Consider the following 20,598-nt stretch of genomic DNA (forward strand, 5'->3'; position numbering starts at 1 on the left):
CCGGAGGGTTTAGGTGAAGGGGCGGGGTGGGGCCAAACCAAGACGCGGGGCCGCGGCTTCCCGGGCCGTATACCCCGCCCACCCCGGCCGGAGGCCACCCGGCGGCGGCCCGCCGCGGGGCCTCCGGCCGGGGCACACCCACGCTCCGGAGGAACCGGAAGAGAGGGACACCATGCTCGACCACCTGATCCGGCGCGCCACCGTCGTCGACGGTACCGGCGCCCCCTCCTACACCGCGGACGTCGCCCTGAAAGACGGCCGCATAGCCCAGATCGCCGAGCCCGACACCCTCGCACCCCAAACCGCCCGCACCAGCGAGGACGCCCACGGCCTGGTCCTCGCCCCCGGCTTCGTGGACCCCCACACCCACTACGACGCCCAGCTGTTCTGGGACCCGTACGCCACCCCGTCCATGAACCACGGCGTCACCACCGTCGCCGGAGGAAACTGCGGCTTCACCCTCGCCCCCCTCCACCCCGACCGCCCGGAGGACGCCGACTACACCCGCCGGATGATGGCCCGGGTGGAGGGCATGGCGCTCAAGGCCCTGGAGGACGGCGTCGACTGGGGCTGGTCGACGTTCGGGGAGTACCTGGACGCGCTGGACGGCCGCATCGCCGTCAACGCCGGGTTCATGGTGGGCCACTGCGCGCTGCGCAGGTACGTCATGGGGCCGGACGCCGTGGGCGGGCAGCCCACCCCCGACCAGCTCGACGCCATGCTGCGCCTCCTCCACGAGGCCATGGACGCGGGCGCCTGGGGCCTCTCCACCACCCAGTCCTCCACCCACTCCGACGGCGACGGCCACCCCGTCGCCTCCCGGCACGCCCGCCCCGCCGAGCTCCTCGCCCTCTCCAAGGCGGTCGGCCAGCACGAGGGCACCCAGATCGAGGCGATCGTGGCCGGGTGCCTGGACCAGTTCTCGGACGAGGAGATCGACCTCTTCGTGGAGATGTCCGCCGTCGCCGGGCGGCCCCTCAACTGGAACGTCCTCACCATCGACGCCGCCGTCCCCGAACGCGTACCCCGCCAGCTCGCCGCCAGCGAGCGCGCCCGCCGGGCCGGCGGCCGGATCGTCGCGCTGACCATGCCGATCCTCACCCCGATGAACATGTCCCTCGGCACCTTCTGCGCCCTCAACCTCATCCCGGGCTGGGGGGACGTCCTCAACCTCCCCGTCCCCGAGCGCATCGAGCGGCTGCGCGACCCGGGCGTACGCGCCGAGATGCTGCGCCGCGCCGACAGCAAGGAGGCCGGGGTCTTCCGGCGGCTCGCCGACTTCGGGCGGTACGTCATCGGGGACACCTACTCCGAGGCCAACGCCGGGCTCACCGGGCGCGTGGTGCGCGACATCGCCGCCGAGCGCGGCCAGGACCCCTTCCACTGCCTGGTCGAGATCTGCGCCAACGACCGGCTGCGGACCGTCCTGTGGCCCATGCCGACCGACAACGACCCGGCCAGCTGGGCGCTGCGCCAGGAGACCTGGCAGCACGAGGACGTCCTGCTCGGCGGCTCCGACGCGGGTGCCCACCTGGACCGGATGTGCGGCGCCCCGTACACCACGCGCTTCCTCGGGGACTGTCTGCGCGGGCGCAAGCTGGTGTCCCTGGAGCAGGCGGTGAAGATGCTCAGCGACGACCCGGCGCGCCTCTTCGGGCTGCGCGAGCGGGGCCGGATCGAGGAGGGGTACCACGCCGACCTCGTCCTCTTCGACCCCGAGCGCATCGAGGCGGGCCCCGCCACCCTCGTCCACGACCTGCCCGGCGACAGCCCGCGCCTGGACTCCAAGGCGATCGGCGTCGTCTCGGTCCGCGTCAACGGCGTCGAGACGATCCGCGACGACGCGGTGACCGGCGCGGTGCCCGGCACGGTCCTGCGCTCCGGCCGCGACACGAGGACGGTGTCCGTCAAGTGATCCTGTACGAGCCGAAGTTGTTCATCGGGGGCGAGTGGGTCGAGCCCGACGGCGGGCGGTACGAGATCCTGGACCCCGCCACCGAGGAGGTCGTCGGGCTCGCCCCCGAGGCGAGCCGCGCGCAGGTGTACGCGGCGGCCGCCGCCGCCCGGGACGCCTTCGACGGCTGGTCCCGCACCGCCCCCGAGGAGCGCGCCGCGATCCTCGACCGGGCGGCGGACGTCATCCAGCGCGAGTTCACCCCGTACGCCGAACTCGCCCGCGCCGAGACCGGCGCCACCACCGCGACCGCGCGCGGCATGCAGGTCGCGGTGGGCGCGGCGCGCTTGCGGCGGTACGCGAAGGGCGCGCTGGAACCGGTCGAGACCGCGATCCCGCCGCAGATCAACGAGGCCGGGCCGATGGGGCGCGCGGGCGTCTTCGGGGCCGTCGCGGTACGGCAGCCGGTGGGGGTGGTCACCTGCATCACCTCGTACAACAACCCCTGGGCCAACCCGGCGGGCAAGGTCGCGCCCGCACTGGCCATGGGCAACACGGTGGTGGTCAAACCCGCTCCCCAGGACCCCCTCTCCGTCTTCCGCATGGCCGAGGCGCTTGCGGAGGCGGGCGTGCCGAGGGGGGTGGTCAACGTGGTCACCGGCTCGGCCCCGGCCGTCGGGGAGGCGGCCGTGGACTCCCCGGACGTCGACATGGTCAGCTTCACCGGCTCCACGGCGGTGGGGCAGCGCATCGCGGAGGTGTGCGGCCGGGGCATGAAACGCCAGCTCATGGAGCTCGGGGGGAAGGGGGCGGCGGTCGTCTTCGACGACGCGGACGTGGGGGCGGCGGTGCTGGGGATCGGCACGACGTTCTCGTTCTACAGCGGGCAGATCTGTACGGCGCCGACGCGGGTGCTGGTGCAGCGGGCGGTGCATGACCAATTGGTCGAGCAACTCGCCGCCTACATCCGCTACTTGAAGGTGGGGGATCCCGCTGCTGCGGGGACGGTGGTGGGGCCGGTGATCTCGGCGGCGCACCGGGATCGGGTGGAGTCGTATGTGGAGCTCGGGCGGAAGGAGGGGGCGCGGGTGGTGGCGGGCGGCGAACGTCCGCCGTTGGAGCGGGGGTTCTACGTCGCCCCCACCCTCCTCGCCGACTGCACCAACGACATGCGCGTCGTCCGCGAGGAGATCTTCGGGCCGGTGGTGGCCGTGGTCCCCTTCGACGACGAGGAGGAGGCGGTGGCGCTGGCCAACGACAGCGACTACGGGCTCCTGGACTACGTGTGGTCCGGCGACGTGGCCCGCGCGTTCCGCGTCGCGCGGCGGTTGCGGGCGGGGGGTGTGGGCGTGAACACGATCGGCCGGAACATGGAGGCGCCGTTCGGGGGCTTCAAGCGGAGCGGGGTGGGCCGTGACGTGGGCTCGTACGCCCTGCACGCGTACGGCGAGTTGCAGGCGATCGTCTGGCCCGGCTAGTCGGGTTCTCCGTCTGCGACCAGCCACCCACCGGCCCGCAGTCGAACGGTCAACGCAGCCACCCAGCTGCTTAGTCGCCCAGGAACACCGGGTTCGTGAACGCAGCCAACGGACCCGGCAGACCCGCCACCACCGGCGCGTGGCGCACCTCCGCCCGTACGTACGTCGCGTACGACGCCGTGGTCCGCCACTCCACCACCCCCGCCCCGGAACCCGGCACCGCGGAACTGAACAGCGTCCCCTGGTCCGTCACGAACGCCGCCGTGCAGCCCGGCGCGCCCGTCACGTCGAGCCGCACCGCGACCGGCTCGTCGCGAGAAACCCGCAACCGCTCGCCGATCCCCGCGTGGCCGCCACGGCCGCCCGAGACCGTGAAGGCGAGGGAGACGGACGAGGACTCCGCCACGTACGAGTGGCCCGCCTTCAGGCCCGCCTGGATCGCCTCGCGGGACAGCTCGTCGGCGAGCACCACCGTCTGGGGGCCGCCGACGCGGTCGGGATCGCGGTGGGCGTCGCTGTTGCCCATCGCAGGCACCCAGCGGCCCCCCGAACGCGCCGCCACCGCCAGCGTGTTGTCCCACTCCTGGAGGGTCACCTCGTCGTCCGGCGTGTACGCCCCGTTCCACACCTCCACCGCGTCCGCCTCGCCGAACCCGAACTTCCAGTTGCAGCCGACGCAGGTGGCGTGCGGATGGGCGGGGACGACCAGGCCCCCGGCGCGCCGGATCTCGCGGGCGAAGTGGCCGAACCGGTTGTCGCGGGCGCGGTAGCGCCAGTCGACGAAGGTGCCGGGGTCCACGCCGAGCGCCAGCACGTGTCCGTTGCGCGTGGTGATCTCCTCGCCGGTGAGGATCAGCAGGTCGTCGCCCCACAGGCCCTCCCACGCGGGGTGCGAGGAGTGGGTGTTGTGCTCGGAGGTGTTGATGAAGTCCAGGCCCGCCGCCCGGGCCAGCGCCGCGATCTCGGCCGGGGTGCGCCTGCCGTCCGAGTGCCAGGAGTGCAGGTGGCAGTCCCCCCGGTACCAGGCCCGGCCCCGCCCCTTGGCACGGCTCGGCGGGTACACCGGCGCCGGCGTGCTGCCCCGCTCGCCGGACTTCAGGGTGATCGTCACCGTGTACGGCAGGCCCTGCGGCGCGACCGTGTACGGGCCGAGCGCGATGTGCCAGGTCCCGGCGCGCACCGGGCCGGGGATGTAGCCGGGGGTCGCCGCGTCCGCGCGGAGGAAGAACTCGGTGCGGGCGCCGCCCGACCAGCCCCGGAAGCCCTTCCCGCCCAGCTCCGTGCCGCGCTCGTCGAAGATGCCGATGTCCAGGGCGTTGTTCTGGGTGCCCGCCGGGACCGTCGCCTTCTCGTACGCGTACGACACCGCGATCTCGCGCACCCCGCGCGGGACCTCCACCGGCAGATACACGAAGTCGGGCGTGCCGGGCGGCAGCGTGCCGGTGACGACCCGGGTCCGCTCGGCGGGGCCGCCGCCGCTGTCGCCGCCGGGGGCCGCGTTCGCGAAGCTCACGGTTCCCAACGTAAGCGCGGTGGCCGCGCCCGTCGCGAACAGCGCGCGGCGGCCGATGGTCCTGTCCTCGGAGGTGCTGTCCTCGGGTCCGGTCATGGCCAGTGCTCCCAGGGGGGTGGAAGAGGCGGCTGGGTGGGTTTCCACAGTCGTACGCTCCCGTGAACTCCACGGCAAGGGGCGGCGGTTGGTGTATGGCTGGTCCATGACAGGCCGATGGCCCGCATCGCTCTCTTGCACCCTCGATCCGCCGGGGCTAAGAAGTGGGAATGCGTATCGCCACCACGATCTTCCTCACCGACGAGACGATCACCCCCGTCCGGCTCGCCCGCGAGCTGGAGGAGCGCGGATTCGCCGGGCTGTATCTGCCGGAGCACACGCACATCCCCGTCGAACGGCTCTCGCCGTACCCGCCGGGCGGCGAGCTGCCGCGCCAGTACGGCCGCACCCTGGACCCGTTCGTCGCGCTCGGGCAGATGGCCGCCGTCACCGAGTCCCTCGGCCTGGGCACCGGCATCACCCTGGTCGCCCAGCACGACCCGATCGACCTGGCCAAGCAGTCCGCCACCCTGGACCACCTCTCCGGCGGCCGGTTCACGCTCGGCGTCGGCTACGGCTGGAACCGCGAGGAGGCCGCCGACCACGGTGTGGAGTGGTCCACGCGCCGCGAGCTGGTGCGCGACCGCATGGCGCTGATGCGGGCGCTGTGGGCCGACAGGCCCACCGCGTACGAGGGCCCCTTCGGGTCGGTGCGGGCCAGCGAGGCGCACCCCAAGCCGGTGCGGAACGGGGCGCCGCGCGTCCTGCTCGGCGGCGCGGCCGGGCCCAAGCTGTTCGCGGCGGTCGCCGAGTACGCGGACGGCTGGCTGCCGATCGGCGGCGGCGGGCTCACCGACTCCCTGCCGCAGCTGCGCCGGGCCTGGGAGGAGGCGGGCCGCGCCCCGGACGACCTGGAGATCGTTCCGTACGCGGTGCTCCCCTCGCCCGGCAAGCTCACCCACTACGCGGACCTGGGCATCGAGGAGATCGTCCTCCAGCTGCCGTCCGCCGACGAGGCGGCGGTGCTGAAGGCGCTGGACGAGTTCGCGCCGTTCGTGTGAGGACGTGTGCGTGACGTGTGAGCCGGCGGCGGCCCGGCACCGGCCGGGCCGCCGCCGGACAGGTCAGCCGAGCGGGATGTCCAGGTACGACGGGTCGTCCTCGTCGGCCGCGATGTCGATGGTGGCGCGCGGCTGGTTGGCGTCGCCGTAGAACGGGTCGCGGGCATCGACCACCAGCAGTAACCGGTGCCCGGCCGGCACGTCGTAGCCGGTGGCCTGGAGCGGGATCTCGGCCCTGACCGGCTGCCCGGGCTCCCCGCCGAGGCGGGTGAAGGGCGCGTGCGTGACGATGTGCGCCGAGCCGTCGGGGGAGATGTCGAAGAGGTGCGCGATCAGCGTCGATTCGTGGGCGCTCGGGGTGTACGCCAGGTGGAGGCGCGGGATGCCGCGCAGCTTGGTGGCGACGGCCATGGGCGCACTCGCCCACACGCCCGCGTCGGCCCGGTTGATGTCCTGCACCGGGTAGACCTTCGGGTTGCCCGCGATCTCGGCGTACCCGGCGGTGACGACCGCGTCGGCGACCGTCGCCGGGGTGTCCGCGCCGGTCTGGAAGCGCACGTTCCAGCCGCTGTCCGGCTTGTCGGCGAGGCCGCCGTCGGTCTTGGCCTTGCCCCAGCCGTCGCCGTTGACGGCCGCGCCGGTCAGATACAGGCGCTCGGTGCTGCCGGTGACCGCGTCCCAGGTGGGCCGCTCCTCCAGCGCCTTGTTCCACATGACCTGGCTGACCACCTGGCCCTCGGTGTCGATGCCGTTGTCCACCCCCTTGAGGTGGTGGGCGAAGAACCGGTGGGCGTCCTCCCAGATCCGGTTGGGCAGCCCGAGCATCCCGGTCATCTCCGGGCCGGAGTGGTCGCCGATGGACAGGTCGATCCGCTTGGGCCCGGTCAGCGCCTGGAACATCCGCAGGGTCTGGTTGGCCGGGAACAGCGTCTCGTGCCAGGCGTGCGCGAAGAACACCGGCACCCCGCGCCCGTTGAGGCCGTCGACGTGGGTGAGCGGGGAGCGCTCGGCCGCCCACTCCAGCGTCTCCTCGATGTTCCGGTTGGCCAGCAGGTCGTCGAAGGCGCGCTGGGTGCGCTCGCTGAGCCGCGCGTCGGCGGCCACGGCCAGCAGGGTGGCGACCGCCGCGACATGGCGGGTGTCGTTCTCGTAGAACGCCTCGCCCACGTCGCCCCAGGTGGACAGGGCCGCGACCGCGTGGACGCGCTCGTCCTGGGCGGCGATCAGCTGGCTGATGCCCGAGCCGTACGAGTCGCCCAGGAAGCCGAGTTTGGTCGGGGCGGCGCCCACCTGGGCGGTCAGGAAGTCGATCGCCTTGCCCGCGTCCTCGACGTCGAGCGGCCCCGCGACCTCCACCTCGCCCTCGGACGCGCCGAAGCCGCGCGCCGTATAGGCCAGGACGTTGTACCCGGCGGCCGCGAACCGGGTCGCCTGCGCCACGTAGACCAGCCAGCCGTACGAGGTCCACGGCGACGGCATGATCACCGCGGGCCGCTCGCGAGTACCGACGAGGTGCTTCCACAGCACCCCGTCGAGCTTGTCCCCGCGCGCCCCGGCGAACTTCACCCGGACCGGCACCGCCACGGCCCGGGCCTCCTCGATCTCGGCGGCTCGCGCGGGCGCCACATGCGAGGTGTCGCCGCTGGTCAGCGCCTCGAAGTAGCGCTTGAGCGCATCCTCGTCCAGCTCCGGGTACAGGGTCGTCGGCTGCGTACGCTCTGATGTCACGTCAGTACCGTCCCGTTCGTCGTGGTGCGGATCGGAAGGCTGAGCAGTCGCACCCGGGCCCGGAGCGACTCTCAGTATCGGCGCGGACACGGGGCGAGTTGCCCGCCGTCGGAGGAGATTGGCCGGAAAAGTTCGCGTACGCGACGATCCCGGGCGGCACTCCGTCGCGCGGGAGCCGCTCGTATGCTCGGGGGATGACTTCCAGCGCGCAGCGACCGCAGGCAGACGCACCGACCGCCAACGCGATGCGGCGCGCGCTGAAACGCGCCCGGGACGGCGTCGCGCTCGACACCACCGAGGCGGCCGTGCTGCTCCAGGCGCGCGGCGAGGACCTGGTGGACCTGGCGGCCTCGGCCGCGCGGGTGCGCGACGCGGGCCTTGAGGCGGCGGGCCGCCCCGGGGTCATCACGTACTCGAAGAGCGTCTTCATCCCGCTCACCCGGCTGTGCCGGGACAAGTGCCACTACTGCACCTTCGTCACCGTCCCCGGCAAGCTGCGCCGGGCCGGGCACGGGATGTTCATGTCCCCCGACGAGGTCCTCGACATCGCCCGCCGGGGTGCCGAACTCGGCTGCAAGGAAGCCCTGATCACCCTCGGCGACAAGCCGGAGGACCGCTGGCCCGAGGCCCGCGAGTGGCTGGACGCGCACGGCTACGACGACACGATCGCGTACGTACGGGCCATCTCCATCCGCATCCTGGAGGAGACGGGTCTGCTGCCGCACCTCAACCCGGGGGTGATGTCGTGGACCGACTTCCAGCGGCTCAAGCCGGTGGCCCCCTCCATGGGCATGATGCTGGAGACCACCGCCACCCGTCTGTGGTCCGAGCCGGGCGGTCCGCACCACGGCTCGCCCGACAAGGAACCGGCCGTGCGGCTGCGGGTACTGGAGGACGCGGGCCGCTCGTCCGTGCCGTTCACCAGCGGGCTGCTCATCGGGATCGGCGAGACGTACGAGGAGCGCGCCGAGTCGCTGTTCGCGCTGCGCCGCGTGGCCCGCTCGTACCACGGCATCCAGGAACTGATCATCCAGAACTTCCGCGCCAAGCCGGACACCGCGATGCGCGGCATGCCGGACGCGGAGCTGGACGAGCTGGTCGCCACGGTCGCCGTCGCCCGGCACATCATGGGCCCCTCCGGCTGCCTCCAGGCGCCGCCCAACCTCGTCGACAGCGAGTACGGACGGCTGATCGGCGCGGGCATCGACGACTGGGGCGGGGTCTCCCCGCTCACCATCGACCATGTGAACCCCGAGCGGCCGTGGCCGCAGATCGAGCAGCTCACCGCCGAGTCGGCCGCCGCCGGGTTCGAGCTGCGCGAACGCCTCTGCGTCTACCCCGAGTTCGTCCAGCGCGGCGAGCCCTGGCTCGACCCCCGGCTGCTGCCGCACGTCCGGGCGCTCGCCGACCCGGAGACCGGCCTCGCCCGCGAGGACGCGGTCGTCGAGGGCCACCCGTGGCAGGAGCCCGAGGAGGCCTTCACCGCCACCGGCCGCACCGATCTGCACCGCACCATCGACACCGACGGCCGCACCGCCGACCGCCGCGACGACTTCGACGAGGTGTACGGCGACTGGGAGGCGCTGCGCGAGGCGGCCGCGCCCGGCATGGTGCCCTCCCGCATCGACACCGACGTACGGGCGGCGCTCGCGACGGCCGCCGACGACCCGACGAAGCTCACCGACGACGAGGCGCTGGCGCTGCTGCACGCCGACGGCCCCGCTCTGGACGCGCTGTGCCGCATCGCCGACGAGCTGCGCCGGGACGTGGTGGGCGACGACGTCACGTACATCGTCACGCGGAACATCAACTTCACCAACGTCTGCTACACCGGCTGCCGCTTCTGCGCCTTCGCCCAGCGCCGCACCGACGCCGACGCGTACACCCTCTCCCTCTCCCAGGTGGCCGACCGCGCCGAACAGGCCTGGGACGTGGGCGCGGTCGAGGTGTGCATGCAGGGCGGCATCCACCCGGACCTGCCGGGCACGGCCTACTTCGACATCGCACGGGCCGTGAAGGAGCGCGTGCCGGGCATGCACGTGCACGCCTTCTCGCCGATGGAGGTCGTCAACGGCGCCACCCGCACCGGCCTTTCGATACGGGAGTGGCTCACCGCCGCCAAGGAGGCGGGCCTCGACTCGATCCCCGGGACGGCCGCCGAGATCCTCGACGACGAGGTCCGCTGGGTCCTCACCAAGGGCAAACTGCCCACCGCCACCTGGATCGAGGTCGTCAGGACCGCCCACGAACTGGGCATCCGCTCCTCCTCCACCATGATGTACGGGCACGTGGACCAGCCCCGCCACTGGCTCGGCCACTTCCGTACGCTCTCCCGCATCCAGCAGGAGACCGGCGGTTTCACCGAGTTCGTGACGCTGCCGTTCATCCACACCAACGCGCCGGTCTACCTCGCCGGGATCGCCCGCCCCGGCCCCACCACCCGCGACAACCGCGCGGTGATGGCGATGGCCCGCCTCCTGCTGCACCCGCACATCACCAACATCCAGACCAGCTGGGTGAAGCTGGGCACCGAGGGCGCCGCCGAGATGCTGCGCTCGGGCGCCAACGACCTGGGCGGCACGCTCATGGAGGAGACCATCTCCCGGATGGCGGGATCGAGTTACGGCTCGTACCGCTCCATCAAGGACCTCGTCGCCATCGCCGAGGCGGCCGGCCGCCCCGCCAAGCCGCGCACCACGCTGTACGGCGAGGTCCCCCAGGAGCGGCAGGACGCGGCCCACGCCTCGGACGGCCACCTGCCCGAGCTGCTGCCGGTGTTGGGGGACTGACGGGTTCGGGTGTGCCGGAGGATCGCATACTGATCCCATGGCAGCGGGCAAACCGTCGATGCAGGAACTCATCCGGCGGCGCAGACGGGCGGGGTTCGTCGGACGACGGGGCGAACTCGCCCTGTTCCGGGAGAACTTCGACACCCCGGTCGACGACGAGGGGCACCGGTTCGTCTTCCACGTCCACGGCGCCGCCGGGGTCGGCAAGACGTCGCTCGTGCGCGAGCTGGAGCACACCGCGCGCGAGCGCGGCGCGCTGACGGCCTCCGCGGACGAGGCCGTCAACAGCGTCCCCGAGACGCTCGCCGCGCTCTGCACGCACTTCGCCCGCCAGGGCCACCCGCTCAAGGCCCTGGAACGCCTCCTGGCCACCTATCGCCAGCGGCGGTACGAGGCGGAGTCCACCACCGCGCCCGCCGACCCTGCGGCGCCCTCGCCCGGCTCCACCGCACTCGCCCAGGCGTCCCTGGCCGGCCTCGGCCTGGTGCCCGGCGTGGGCGTGCTCGCGGGCGGCATGGACGCCCAGCAACTGGCCCTGGGCGCGGACCGGATGCGGGCGGCCCTGAGCGCCCGGTTCGGCAAACAGGAGGACGTCCAGCTGGTCCTGGACCCGGTGAAGGTCCTCACCCCGGTCCTGGTCGCGGAGCTGGCGCGGATCGCCGACGACGTGCCGTGGACCGTGCTCTTCTTCGACACGTACGAGCGCACCTCGCCGTTCCTCGACACCTGGCTGCGCGACCTGCTCACCACCGAGCGGTACGGGGCGCTGCCCGCCCAGGTCGTCGTGGTCCTCGCGGGCCAGCGCCGCCTGGACCCCGGGTGCTGGGCGGACTACGCGGACCTGGTGACGGAACTGCCCCTGGACCTGTTCACCGAGACCGAGGCCCGCCAACTGCTCGCCGCCAAGGGCGTGGTGGACGAGGAGGTCGTCCGCGACGTTTTGCGGCTCTCCGGCCGGCTGCCCGTCCTGGTGTCCACGCTCGCGGAGAACCCCGGCGACGCGCGCGCCCCCGGCGCCACCGCCGTGGACCGCTTCCTGAAGTGGGAGGGCGACCCCGTGCGGCGGGCGGCCGCGCTCGCCTGCGCGCTGCCCCGGCACATCGACGAGGACGTGTTCCGGGCGGCCGTCGACGAGGACGCGGCGGACCTGTACGGCTGGCTGTGGTCGCTGCCGTTCGTCAGCGACCACGGCGGGCGCGCCCAGTACCACGGCGTCGTCCGCGCCGCCATGCTCGGCGTCCAGCGCACCGGCTCGCCGCAGCGCTGGACCGACTGCCACCAGCGGCTCGCCGAAGCGATCGGGGCGCGCCGCGAGGCCGCCGCCGAGGCGGTCCCGGCGCACCGGCTGTGGAGCGGGGAGCGGTGGCGCGAGCTGCGCCTGGAGGAGTCCTACCACCTGCTGTGCGCCCGACCCGGGGCCGCGCTCGCCCGGATGCTGCGCGACGGCGTCGACGCCTGCGACGCCGGGCCCGCCGTCGCCCGCCGCTGGGCCACCACCCTGGCCGAGGCGGGCGAGGACGCCGACGACGAGCCGCTGCGCCGCTGGGGCGCGGACGGCCTGGCCGCGCTCGCCGACGAACAGGCGGGCGTGGAAAGGGTGCTGGCCCTGCTCCTTTCCCGGGGCGCGCTGAGCGCCGAGGGCCGGGCGGGCGCCCATGTCGTACGGGCCCGGGAGCTGCGCCACGAGGGCAGGCACGCGCAGGCGCTGGCCGAGCTGGACCAGGCGATCGCGCTCGACCCGGGGCGGGTGCGGGCGTACTACAGCCGCAGCGTGGTGCGCAACGCGCTCGACGGCCCCGCGGCGGCGCTCCCCGACCTCGACCGGGCCTGCGAACTGGCCCCGGACGACGCGTACTACCTCGGCTACCGGGGCGACATCTACCGCCGCCTCGGCCGCTTCGAGGAGGCGCTGGCCGATCTGGACCGCGCGATCCTCCTCGACCCGGGCGACGCCTGGGCCCCCGCCAGCCGCGGCCGGATCCGCCACCAGCTGGGCCTGTTCGAAGGCGCCCTGGCCGACCTGGACCGGGCCCTGGAGCTGAACCCGGACTACGAGTGGGCGCTGGTGCGCCGCGCCCAGGTGCGGCGCGGCCTCGCCGACACGGCGGGCGCGCTGGCCGACCTGGAGCGCGCGGAGCGGCTGGCGGCGGACCCGGCGTGGGTGGTCGGCGAGCGCGGCGACGCGCTGCGCTCGGCGGGCCGCCACGAGGAGGCGGTGGCGGAGTACGGCCGCGCCTTCGCCCTCGACGGCGGGTACGCCTGGGCCCTGGGCAGCCGCGCCCTGTCCCTGGAGGCGCTGGGCCGCCACGAGGAGGCCCTCGCGGACTACGGCAGGGCGCTGGACGTGGAGCCCGCGTACACCTGGGCCCTGATCATGCGGGCCCGTCTGCGCTCGGAGTTGGACGACCCCGAGGGGGCCTTGGCGGATCTGGACCGGGCGCTGGAGACGGCTCCCGACGATGTGTACGCGCTCACCTGGCGGGGCCGGGTGCGGCGGCGGCTGTGGCGGGTGGCGGGGGCGCGGGCGGACCTGGACCGCGCGGTGAGCCTGCCCGGCTCCGGCCCGTCGCCGCTGGTGGAACGGGCGTTCCTGCTGGCGGACCTGGGGGAGACGGAGGCGGAGATCGCCGACCTGGACCGGGCGGTGGCCCTGTCCGGCCCTGACGACGGGGGTGTGCGGGCGCTGCGGGGGGAGGCGTACCGGCGGGCCGGGCGGTACGAGGAGGCCCTCGCGGACTACGCGGCGGCGGCCGGGGACGACCCCCGGGACGCGGTGCCGGTGGCGGGCCGGGGGTATGTGCTGCGGGCGCTCGGCCACCACGAGGAGGCGTACGCGTGCCTGGCGCGGGCGGTCGCGCTCGACCCCGGCCAGGGCGCGCTGCACGCGGCGCTGGCGGCGACGCTGCTGTCGCTGTCGCGCCCGGAGGAGGCGCTGTCCGCGCTGGACCGGGCGCTTGAGCTGAACCCGGAGATCGCCTGGGCGTACGGCCGCCGGGCGAGGGCCTGCCTGGTCGGTGGCGGCGATGCTCTCCCGTTGCTGGACCACTGCCTGTCCCTGCTGGACGGCCGGACCACGTCGGCCGAGGCCCTGGCGGCCTCGCACCGGGCCCGGGGGAACTTCGGCCCGGCGGCGGACGCGGCGGTGTCGCTGCGGGGGGAGGCGGGCGCGTTCCATCGGGCGATGGCGGCGAGTCGGCGGGGGTGCGGGTGGGATGCGTGGCAGGGGGACGGCTTGGTCGCGGCCTGCGCGCGGGGGGACTGGGTGCGGGCGGACGAGCTCCTGCCGGGCGTCACCTGGGAGGAGGCGGAGGGCTTGGAGGAGCTGGGCCTGTGCGGGGGCCTGAACGGTCCGGAGCTGACGACCCGCAGGACCCAAGCATGGACGCTCCTACAGACAAGACCCCCCACCCCGCCCCTTCCCTAAACCCTCCGGGGGTCCGAGTCCGTCTGCGGGCCGGTGGTGGGCTGGTCGCGCAGTTACCCGCGCCCCTGAGATGCGCCCCTTCGGGCCGCCCCAGGGGATTGCCGCGGAGCGGCATCTTTAGGGGCGCGGGGAACTGCGCGACCAGTTGGGGACGGCCCGCAGACGAACGAATTCCCCGGGGTCCGGGGCGAAGCCCTCGGGAAGCCCACCTCCACCCCCACCCACCCCCGGAGGGTTTAGGGAAGGGGCGGGGTGGGGGCCCGGACAAAAAGCGTTCAAAGGGCGTCCCTCCCCATACCCCTCGCGCTCTTATTCGCCCGCACCCAATCAATTACAGTGCTGCGCCATGAGCGCAGCAGCCACCGGACCCATCACGTCCATATGGGGCCGCACCGAGCAGCAGGACTTCCGCAGCCGAGTCCGCGGCAGCCTCCTCGGCGGCGCGATCGGCGACGCGCTCGGCACCCCCGCCACCCACCTCACCCTCGACGCGATCCGCGCGAGATACGGCCCGGAGGGCATCACCGGCCCGACCGGCGCCGAGCCGGACAACGGGGCAGGCGCCCCCACTCCCGCCCGCATCACCGCCTCCACCCAGCTCACCCTCTTCACCGTCGACGGCCTCATCCGCGCCCAGGTCCGCCGCGACACCGGCGCCTGGCACCCCCCGACCGACGTCCACCGCGCCTACCTCCGCTGGGCCGCCACCCAGCGCGACTGGGGACCGGACGAGCGGCGCAAGGACAACGGGTGGCTCGCCAGGGAGGAGTGGCTGTACAGCAGACGCGACCCCGCCCGCGCCTGCCTCCTCGGGCTCGCCGACGACGTCATGGGCACCCTCGACCGCCCCAAGAACCCCGACGCCCGCGACCCCGCCGCCCTCACCCGCTCCGGCCCCTTCGGCCTGCTCGTCGGCTGGGAGCCGCAGCTCGTGCTCCAGCTCGCCGTGGAGTGCGCGGCCCACACGCACGGCGACCCCGCCGCGTACCTCTCGGCCGGCGCCCACGCCGTGATCGTCCACGGCCTGGCCCGGGGCGAGTCGCTGGACGCGGCCGTCCAGCGCACCCTCGCCCTGCTCGCCCAGCGCCCCGGCCACCAGCCCGTCACGGACGCCCTCCAGCACGCCCTCGGCGCCGTACGCCAGGGCATGCCCAGCCCCGGCCTGGTCGCCTCCCTCGGCGAGGGCCACCTCGCCCAGGAGGCGCTCGCCATCGCCGTGTACTGCGCCCTGGTGGGCGAGGACATCCGCCACGGCCTCCTCCTCGCCGTCAACCACGACGGCCCCTCCGCCGCCACCGGCACCCTCTGCGGCACACTCCTGGGCGCCCTCCACGGCGAAACAGCCCTCCCACCCGGCTGGCTCGCCGAACTGGAGGGCCGTGCCACGCTCCTGGAACTGGCCGACGACTTCGCCATGGAAATGACCCAGGGCCCGGCCCTCCACGGCCCGGCCGTCAACAGCCCTGGTTGGCTGGCCCGTTACCCCCGGAGCTGAGGCCGACGGGAACGCCTGCTCAGCCGCCTGCCGGGTCCCGCCCCCAGTCGTATCGATATCCGTCCCCGCGCTGGAGCAGCACCAGTTGGCTGTGATGGACGTCGATGCGCCCGGACGCATGCGCCAGCGCGAACGTCCCCTTGCTGCGCACGGAGACCCGCCCCACGTACCGTCCACGGTGCTTGCCACGCGGCACGGTCGCCCGTACCAGATCCCCTGTCGCGTACCCGTGGAACTGCTTCCGTCGGGGCCGCGTCGGACGGGGAAACCCGAACCTGTCCGGCGTGGTCCGGCGGTACGAACCACGACCCGTGCACCCCACGAGAAGGACCACTGCCGCGCGTCTGACGATCCGGTCCCCCGGCGGCGACTCGCCGACGCACAGAGCATCCGAGACGTGGCTCTTCCGCAGCCCGAAGCGCGCCCGATTGGCACTCGTACGACCGCCGGACCAGCCACTCACCGGCACACCCGACTGCCCGAGGCGTGCGCACAGGGCATAGCGAGTGGAGTTCATGACGGCCGCGTCCCTCAGCGGGGCCTTCGCGAGGGCCAGAAGCCGCGCGGCCAGTTCCGGGCGCCCCACAAGGAACTCCGCGACAGGCCGCCCGCCCTTGGAGCTGTTGCACGGCGCACAGGCCAGTACGAGGTTGCTGAGACGATCCGTTCCACCGCGCGATCGGGCCCGCAGGTGATCGATCTGCAGGGGCACTCCCTTCACACCGCAGTACACACACGCCCGCCCCCAACGGACGAGCAGATACTCCCGAAGCTCGAAACCGAACAGCGGGCCTTCCCGCCATCCGGTCCCCACTCGGGCTCCTCATCCGTGAGTACGAGCCCCGTGCCCTTCGAACCGGGGTCGATCCGCACCGCGACTCCCGCCACTTCCGAGGCCTCAGCGCCACGGTCCTTCAGCCGGATCACGAAAGGAGTGTGCCCGACCACGACGGCCCGCCCCTTACCGAGCAACTCACGGGCCCGCGCCGGGTGCGTCGGCATCTAGGGACACCCGCGCCGGTCGAGGACGAACACCCGCGCCGCCCCCGCTCCGACCGCTTGTATACGGGCGTCACCGCCCGCCTTCTCTCCCCCCGCCCCGGCCGCGGCCGGAACATCGGGGTGACGCTCCCGGTCGCGGGTGCCGCAACCGGGAGTCTCCCCTCGCCCATGTCCCACACCAGTGACCCGGCCGCCGGCCGAGCGCCGATGCCCCGTTTCGTCCTCGCCCCCGAGGTTGTCTGCGGACACCGGTTCCAGGGCCTGCCGCTGAGGAAGCACGACAGGGTGGGTCTGCTCGCTCATGTGGAACGTAGTCATCGAATGCACCCCCTCTGCGATCAGCTCGCACGATGACTGGGGCTGGCCGACCAGGCGCGAGGCCGAGGGCGGTCGGCATGCCGCCGTTGTATTCGAAAGGGATAACGACGACCCGGCGAGAAGGTCACCCGTACGGCCCAAGAACGGCCGTACGGACACCCGGCCTCAATCCTTGGCGGGCTCGCGGAACAGTTCGTCGCCCGGCTCCCGTGGAGCCGGAACCGCGGCTGCGGCCGCCCCGTCGTCGTCCGAGTTGATCCGTGCCAGCAGCGCGTCCCGCTCGGGCGTGTCCTCCGGCTTGATGTAGCCGATCAGGATGTACAGCACCAGCGAGACGGCGAGCGGCACCGACACCTGGTACTGCAGCGGAACGCCGTCCTCGACGGCCCAGTTGATCGGGTAGTTCACCAGCCAGAACGTCACAAGCCCCATCGCCCAGCTGGTCAGCGCCGCCGTGGGACCCGACTTACGGAACCGCGGCAGCAGACCGAGCATGAACGGGATCGCGATCGGACCCATCAGCCCGGCCACCCACTTGATGACCACCGTGATGATGTCCTTGAACGCGGGCGAGTTGATCTGCGTGGCGAGTGCCATCGACAGTGCCAGGAAGGAAACCGTGGACAGGCGCGCGGCGAGCAGCCCGGCTCGTGAACTCCAGGAGCGGGCGGCCTTCGAGAGGACCGGCGCGATGTCCCGGGTGAAGACCGCCGAGATGGCGTTGGCGTCCGAGGAACACATCGCCATCGTGTGGGAGAAGAAGCCGACGATGACCAGGCCGAGCAGACCGTGCGGCAGCAGGCTCTCGGTCATCAGGGCGTACGAGTCCGAGGCGTCCGGCTTCTTCGCGTGCACCAGGAGCGGCGCGCACCACATCGGAAAGAACAGGACCAGCGGCCAGATCAGCCACAGGATGGCCGAGAGCCGGGCCGAACGGGTCGCGGAGCGGGCCGAGTCGGTGGCCATGTACCGCTGGGCCTGGTTCCACATGCCGCCTGAGTACTCGAACGTCTTGATGAACAGGTAGGCGAGCAGGAACGTCACCGTGTACGGGCCCGCCGTCGGGTGCGTGTGTGCGTGCGGGAGCTTGTCCCAGACGGTCCACAGGGTGCTGAAGCCGCCGAGCTTCGACATCACGGCGATCAGCATCGCGACGCCCGCGCAGAGCTGGATGACGAACTGGCCGAGTTCCGTGAGGGCGTCGGCCCACAGGCCGCCGACCGTGCAGTAGACGCCGGTGATGACGCCCGTGATGAGGATGCCCTGGTTGATGGACATGCCCGTGAAGACGGAGAGCAGGGTCGCGATGGCCGCCCACTTGGCGCCGACGTCGACGATCTTCAGGAGCATCCCTGACCAGGCGAGGGCCTGTTGGGTCGGGATGTTGTAGCGGTTCTTGAGGTATTCGAGCGGGGAGGCGACGTGCAGTCGTGAGCGCAGCCGGTTGAGCCGGGGTGCGAACAGGGAGGACCCGGTGGCGATGCCTACGGCGATGGGGAAGGACCAGGTCACGTAGGAGGTGACTCCGTAGGTGTACGCGATCCCCGCATACCCCGTGAACATCACCGCGCTGTACCCGGACATGTGGTGCGAGATGCCCGAGAGCCACCACGGCATCTTGCCGCCGGCCGTGAAGAAGTCGGCGACGTCGTCGACCCGCTTGTGGGACCAGACGCCGATCGCGACCATCACGCCGAAGTAGCCGATGAGCACGGCCCAGTCGAGACTGTTCATTGTCCCCTCCGAGGGGTCCGCCTTGTGAACATCGAGGTGTCTGCCGGTGCTCTTCGTCAGTGCGTCCGGCGCAGCGGGCCCCGTGCGGGAGCGGGGACTTCCGGGGATTGAACCGCCTGTTCGGAGGGCTGGTCAAGGCTTTCGGTGGTCATGGATATGAACTCAGATCATAAAGTGGAACGATTTTGCCTCTGCTTTACGGAACGGGCCATTGCCGCACCCGTGACCCGGGCCACACCATGAACGAGCACTTCGTCAGACGCGTACATACGTGAACGGCCGCACGGGATGCGGGTCCCGTGCGGCCGAGAGAGTGGGGTGACAGTCAAGCGCCTAGCGCATGATCTCCCCCGCGTTCACCAGCAGCGACTGCCCCGTGATCGCCCTCGCCCGGTCGGAGGCCAGGAACGCCACCGCCTCCGCCACGTCCGCGTCCGTCGCCAGCTCCGGCAGCGCCATCCGCTCGGTGAGGCGCCCGAGCACCTCGGCCTCGGGGACCTTCTCGGTGTGCGCGGTGAACCGGACGTACGCCTGGACCGGCGGGCCCCACATCCAGCCCGGCAGGACCGTGTTCACCCGGATCCGGTGCGGGCCGAACTCCCGGGCCATGGAGTACATCGCCGAGGTCAGCGCCCCCTTCGACGCCGCGTACGCGGCCTGGCTCACCTGGGACGGCGCGGCGATGGCCGACTGGGTGCCGATGACGACCACCGAGCCGCCGCGCTCCTTGAGGGCGGGCAGGCACGCCCGGGTCATCCGCAGCGTGCCGAGCAGGTTGACGTCGAGGACGCCCTGCCAGGTGGCGAGGTCCGCGTCCTCGACCCCGCCGAAGTAGCTGTCCCAGGCGGCGACGTGGACCACCGCGTCGATCCGCCCGAACCGTTCCACGGCGAGGGAGGCCAGCGCCTCGCAGGAGGTCTCGGACGTGATGTCGGTCGGTCGGTACGCGGTGTGCGCGCCCTCCGGGTCGATCTCGTGGGCCGCCTTGGCGAGGTTCTCCTCGGTGCGCGCCCCGAGCACCGCGTTGCCCCCGTCGCGGACGACGGCCGCGGCCACCTGGTGCCCGAGTCCGGCGCCGACGCCGGACACGACGACCGTCTTCCCGTTCAGCAACATCTGGGCGACTCCCGGCTCTGGCAGTTCTTCTGACGGGGCGTCAGAGTAGGGCGGACCGCAGCAGGAGGGAAGGGGAGCGTCGTGGGTGAGGAGACCAGGAGTCAGGAGTACGCGGAGCTGGCGGCGGTCGGGCCGTACGGGGTGCACCCCGGCCACGCCCTGATCACCATGGTGGAGCCGCACCCGGGCCACGAGTACGCCTACAACCGCTGGTACGAGGACGACCACTACTACGCCGGGGCGATGGCCATGCCCTGGATGTTCGCGGGGCGGCGCTGGGTGGCCACCCGCGCGCTCCAGGAGCTGCGCTACCCGGAGAAGTCCGCGATCGCCCAGCCGGTGACCGCCGGGTGCTACCTCTCCACGTACTGGATCACCGAGGGCCGCTACGACGACCACATGAAGTGGACCGTCGGCATCAACCGGCGGCTCAACCGGGACGGCCGCGTCTACCAGGACCGCACGCACGTCTTCACCGCCTTCCAGGACCACGAGGCGACCGTCTACCGCGACGGGGCGGCGGGCCCGCGCGACTTCCACGCGCTCGACCATCCGTACGCGGGTCTGGTGCTCCAGGTGATCGACGCCGAAGGGGCGGATCAGCGCGGTGAGTTGGTGGAGTGGCTGCGGTCGAGGCATCTGCCGCGCCGACTCGCGGGCGGTCCGGCCGCGCTGGTGACGGTGTTCCGGCCGACCCCGCTGCCCGGCGACCGGATGACGTACGTGAAGCAGGTCGAGGGGGTCGACACCCGGCTGACGCTGCTGTGGTTCCTGGAGCGGGACCCGGCCGAGGTGTGGGAGGAGCACTTCGCGGGGCTGGATGCGGCGGTGGCCGAATCGGGGCTCGGGCGCGTCGAGTTGGTGGCCCCGTTCATTCCGACGGTGCCGGGCACGGACCGCTATGTGGACCTGCTGCGCCGGACGGAGTGAGGAGGAAGGGGTCCGGACAGCGACCAGCCCCCTCGGCTAGGACGGCGGACCAGTCGAGAGGGCCTTGCTCACTTTGCGGT

13 protein-coding genes and 1 pseudogene are annotated in these 20,598 nt (G+C 72.8%); 7 read left to right on the forward strand and 7 right to left on the reverse strand.

Translation table 11 applies throughout. From position 1 onward, the window contains the following. The first annotated feature begins 172 nt into the window (after positions 1 to 172). Complete coding sequence (locus IE252_RS05700) at positions 173 to 1,915, forward strand: N-acyl-D-amino-acid deacylase family protein (protein WP_190088175.1); 1,743 nt, start codon at positions 173 to 175, stop codon at positions 1,913 to 1,915. A gap of 2 nt (positions 1,916 to 1,917) precedes the next feature. Beyond that, positions 1,918 to 3,372, forward strand: a complete 1,455-nt coding sequence (locus IE252_RS05705; protein WP_190088413.1) for an aldehyde dehydrogenase family protein — start codon at positions 1,918 to 1,920, stop codon at positions 3,370 to 3,372. Between the two features lie 70 nt (positions 3,373 to 3,442). Here IE252_RS05705 and IE252_RS05710 read toward each other — a convergent pair whose 3' ends face one another. Continuing rightward, positions 3,443 to 4,981 carry a CehA/McbA family metallohydrolase gene (locus IE252_RS05710; RefSeq protein WP_190088176.1) on the reverse strand — a complete coding sequence of 513 codons (1,539 nt, stop codon included), beginning with the start codon at positions 4,979 to 4,981 and terminating at the stop codon, positions 3,443 to 3,445. A 170-nt stretch (positions 4,982 to 5,151) separates the two neighbouring features. Here IE252_RS05710 and IE252_RS05715 point away from each other — a divergent pair, with 170 nt between their 5' ends. Then, positions 5,152 to 5,982, forward strand: coding sequence for an LLM class F420-dependent oxidoreductase (locus IE252_RS05715; RefSeq protein ID WP_190088177.1), 831 nt, complete (start codon positions 5,152 to 5,154; stop codon positions 5,980 to 5,982). 63 nt (positions 5,983 to 6,045) lie between these two features. Here the strand turns inward: IE252_RS05715 and IE252_RS05720 are convergent, their stop codons facing one another. Beyond that, positions 6,046 to 7,710 carry a CocE/NonD family hydrolase gene (locus IE252_RS05720; RefSeq protein ID WP_190088178.1) on the reverse strand — a complete coding sequence of 555 codons (1,665 nt, stop codon included), beginning with the start codon at positions 7,708 to 7,710 and terminating at the stop codon, positions 6,046 to 6,048. 194 nt (positions 7,711 to 7,904) lie between these two features. Between IE252_RS05720 and IE252_RS05725 the strand changes: the two genes are divergently transcribed. The 3 genes from IE252_RS05725 to IE252_RS05735 all read left to right on the forward strand — a co-directional run bounded on the left by IE252_RS05725 (position 7,905) and on the right by IE252_RS05735 (position 15,418). Continuing rightward, positions 7,905 to 10,499, forward strand: a complete 2,595-nt coding sequence (locus IE252_RS05725; RefSeq protein ID WP_190088179.1) for a bifunctional FO biosynthesis protein CofGH — start codon at positions 7,905 to 7,907, stop codon at positions 10,497 to 10,499. A 37-nt stretch (positions 10,500 to 10,536) separates the two neighbouring features. Further along, positions 10,537 to 13,923: an ATP-binding protein gene (locus tag IE252_RS05730; protein ID WP_190088180.1), complete on the forward strand. Its 3,387-nt coding sequence runs from the start codon at positions 10,537 to 10,539 to the stop codon at positions 13,921 to 13,923. Between the two features lie 346 nt (positions 13,924 to 14,269). After that, positions 14,270 to 15,418 carry an ADP-ribosylglycohydrolase family protein gene (locus IE252_RS05735; protein WP_190088181.1) on the forward strand — a complete coding sequence of 383 codons (1,149 nt, stop codon included), beginning with the start codon at positions 14,270 to 14,272 and terminating at the stop codon, positions 15,416 to 15,418. Between the two features lie 19 nt (positions 15,419 to 15,437). On the opposite strand, the gene IE252_RS43910 is transcribed toward IE252_RS05735, so the two are convergent. From IE252_RS43910 to IE252_RS05750, 5 genes and pseudogenes are all read right to left on the reverse strand, one after another. After that, positions 15,438 to 15,569, reverse strand: coding sequence for a hypothetical protein (locus IE252_RS43910; protein ID WP_268248391.1), 132 nt, complete (start codon positions 15,567 to 15,569; stop codon positions 15,438 to 15,440). A 513-nt stretch (positions 15,570 to 16,082) separates the two neighbouring features. Beyond that, positions 16,083 to 16,151, reverse strand: a pseudogene (locus tag IE252_RS43070) (hypothetical protein); the annotation flags it as partial. Continuing rightward, entirely contained in the window at positions 16,136 to 16,420 is a 285-nt protein-coding gene (locus IE252_RS43075) for an RRXRR domain-containing protein (RefSeq protein ID WP_229848012.1), read from the reverse strand. The pseudogene IE252_RS43070 and the gene IE252_RS43075, both read right to left, overlap by 16 nt. A gap of 483 nt (positions 16,421 to 16,903) precedes the next feature. Continuing rightward, positions 16,904 to 18,472: a sodium:solute symporter family protein gene (locus tag IE252_RS05745; protein WP_190088182.1), complete on the reverse strand. Its 1,569-nt coding sequence runs from the start codon at positions 18,470 to 18,472 to the stop codon at positions 16,904 to 16,906. A gap of 333 nt (positions 18,473 to 18,805) precedes the next feature. Then, entirely contained in the window at positions 18,806 to 19,588 is a 783-nt protein-coding gene (locus IE252_RS05750; RefSeq protein ID WP_190088183.1) for an SDR family oxidoreductase, read from the reverse strand. 81 nt (positions 19,589 to 19,669) lie between these two features. Here IE252_RS05750 and IE252_RS05755 point away from each other — a divergent pair, with 81 nt between their 5' ends. Then, positions 19,670 to 20,518 carry a hypothetical protein gene (locus tag IE252_RS05755; RefSeq protein WP_190088184.1) on the forward strand — a complete coding sequence of 283 codons (849 nt, stop codon included), beginning with the start codon at positions 19,670 to 19,672 and terminating at the stop codon, positions 20,516 to 20,518. Positions 20,519 to 20,598 lie beyond the last annotated feature (80 nt).

The organism is Streptomyces melanogenes (assembly GCF_014649795.1).
Lineage (GTDB): Bacteria > Actinomycetota > Actinomycetes > Streptomycetales > Streptomycetaceae > Streptomyces > Streptomyces noboritoensis.

Excerpts from the sequence above, each read along its gene's own strand:
- IE252_RS05700 (WP_190088175.1), top strand. The coding sequence starts at position 173 with ATGCTCGACCACCTGATCCGGCGCGCCACCGTCGTCGACGGTACCGGC.
- IE252_RS05710 (WP_190088176.1), bottom strand. The coding sequence starts at position 4,981 with ATGACCGGACCCGAGGACAGCACCTCCGAGGACAGGACCATCGGCCGC.
- IE252_RS05715 (WP_190088177.1), top strand. The coding sequence starts at position 5,152 with ATGCGTATCGCCACCACGATCTTCCTCACCGACGAGACGATCACCCCC.
- IE252_RS05725 (WP_190088179.1), top strand. The coding sequence starts at position 7,905 with ATGACTTCCAGCGCGCAGCGACCGCAGGCAGACGCACCGACCGCCAAC.
- IE252_RS05730 (WP_190088180.1), top strand. The coding sequence starts at position 10,537 with ATGGCAGCGGGCAAACCGTCGATGCAGGAACTCATCCGGCGGCGCAGA.
- IE252_RS05735 (WP_190088181.1), top strand. The coding sequence starts at position 14,270 with ATGAGCGCAGCAGCCACCGGACCCATCACGTCCATATGGGGCCGCACC.
- IE252_RS43075 (WP_229848012.1), bottom strand. The coding sequence starts at position 16,420 with ATGCCGACGCACCCGGCGCGGGCCCGTGAGTTGCTCGGTAAGGGGCGG.
- IE252_RS05745 (WP_190088182.1), bottom strand. The coding sequence starts at position 18,472 with ATGAACAGTCTCGACTGGGCCGTGCTCATCGGCTACTTCGGCGTGATG.
- IE252_RS05750 (WP_190088183.1), bottom strand. The coding sequence starts at position 19,588 with ATGTTGCTGAACGGGAAGACGGTCGTCGTGTCCGGCGTCGGCGCCGGA.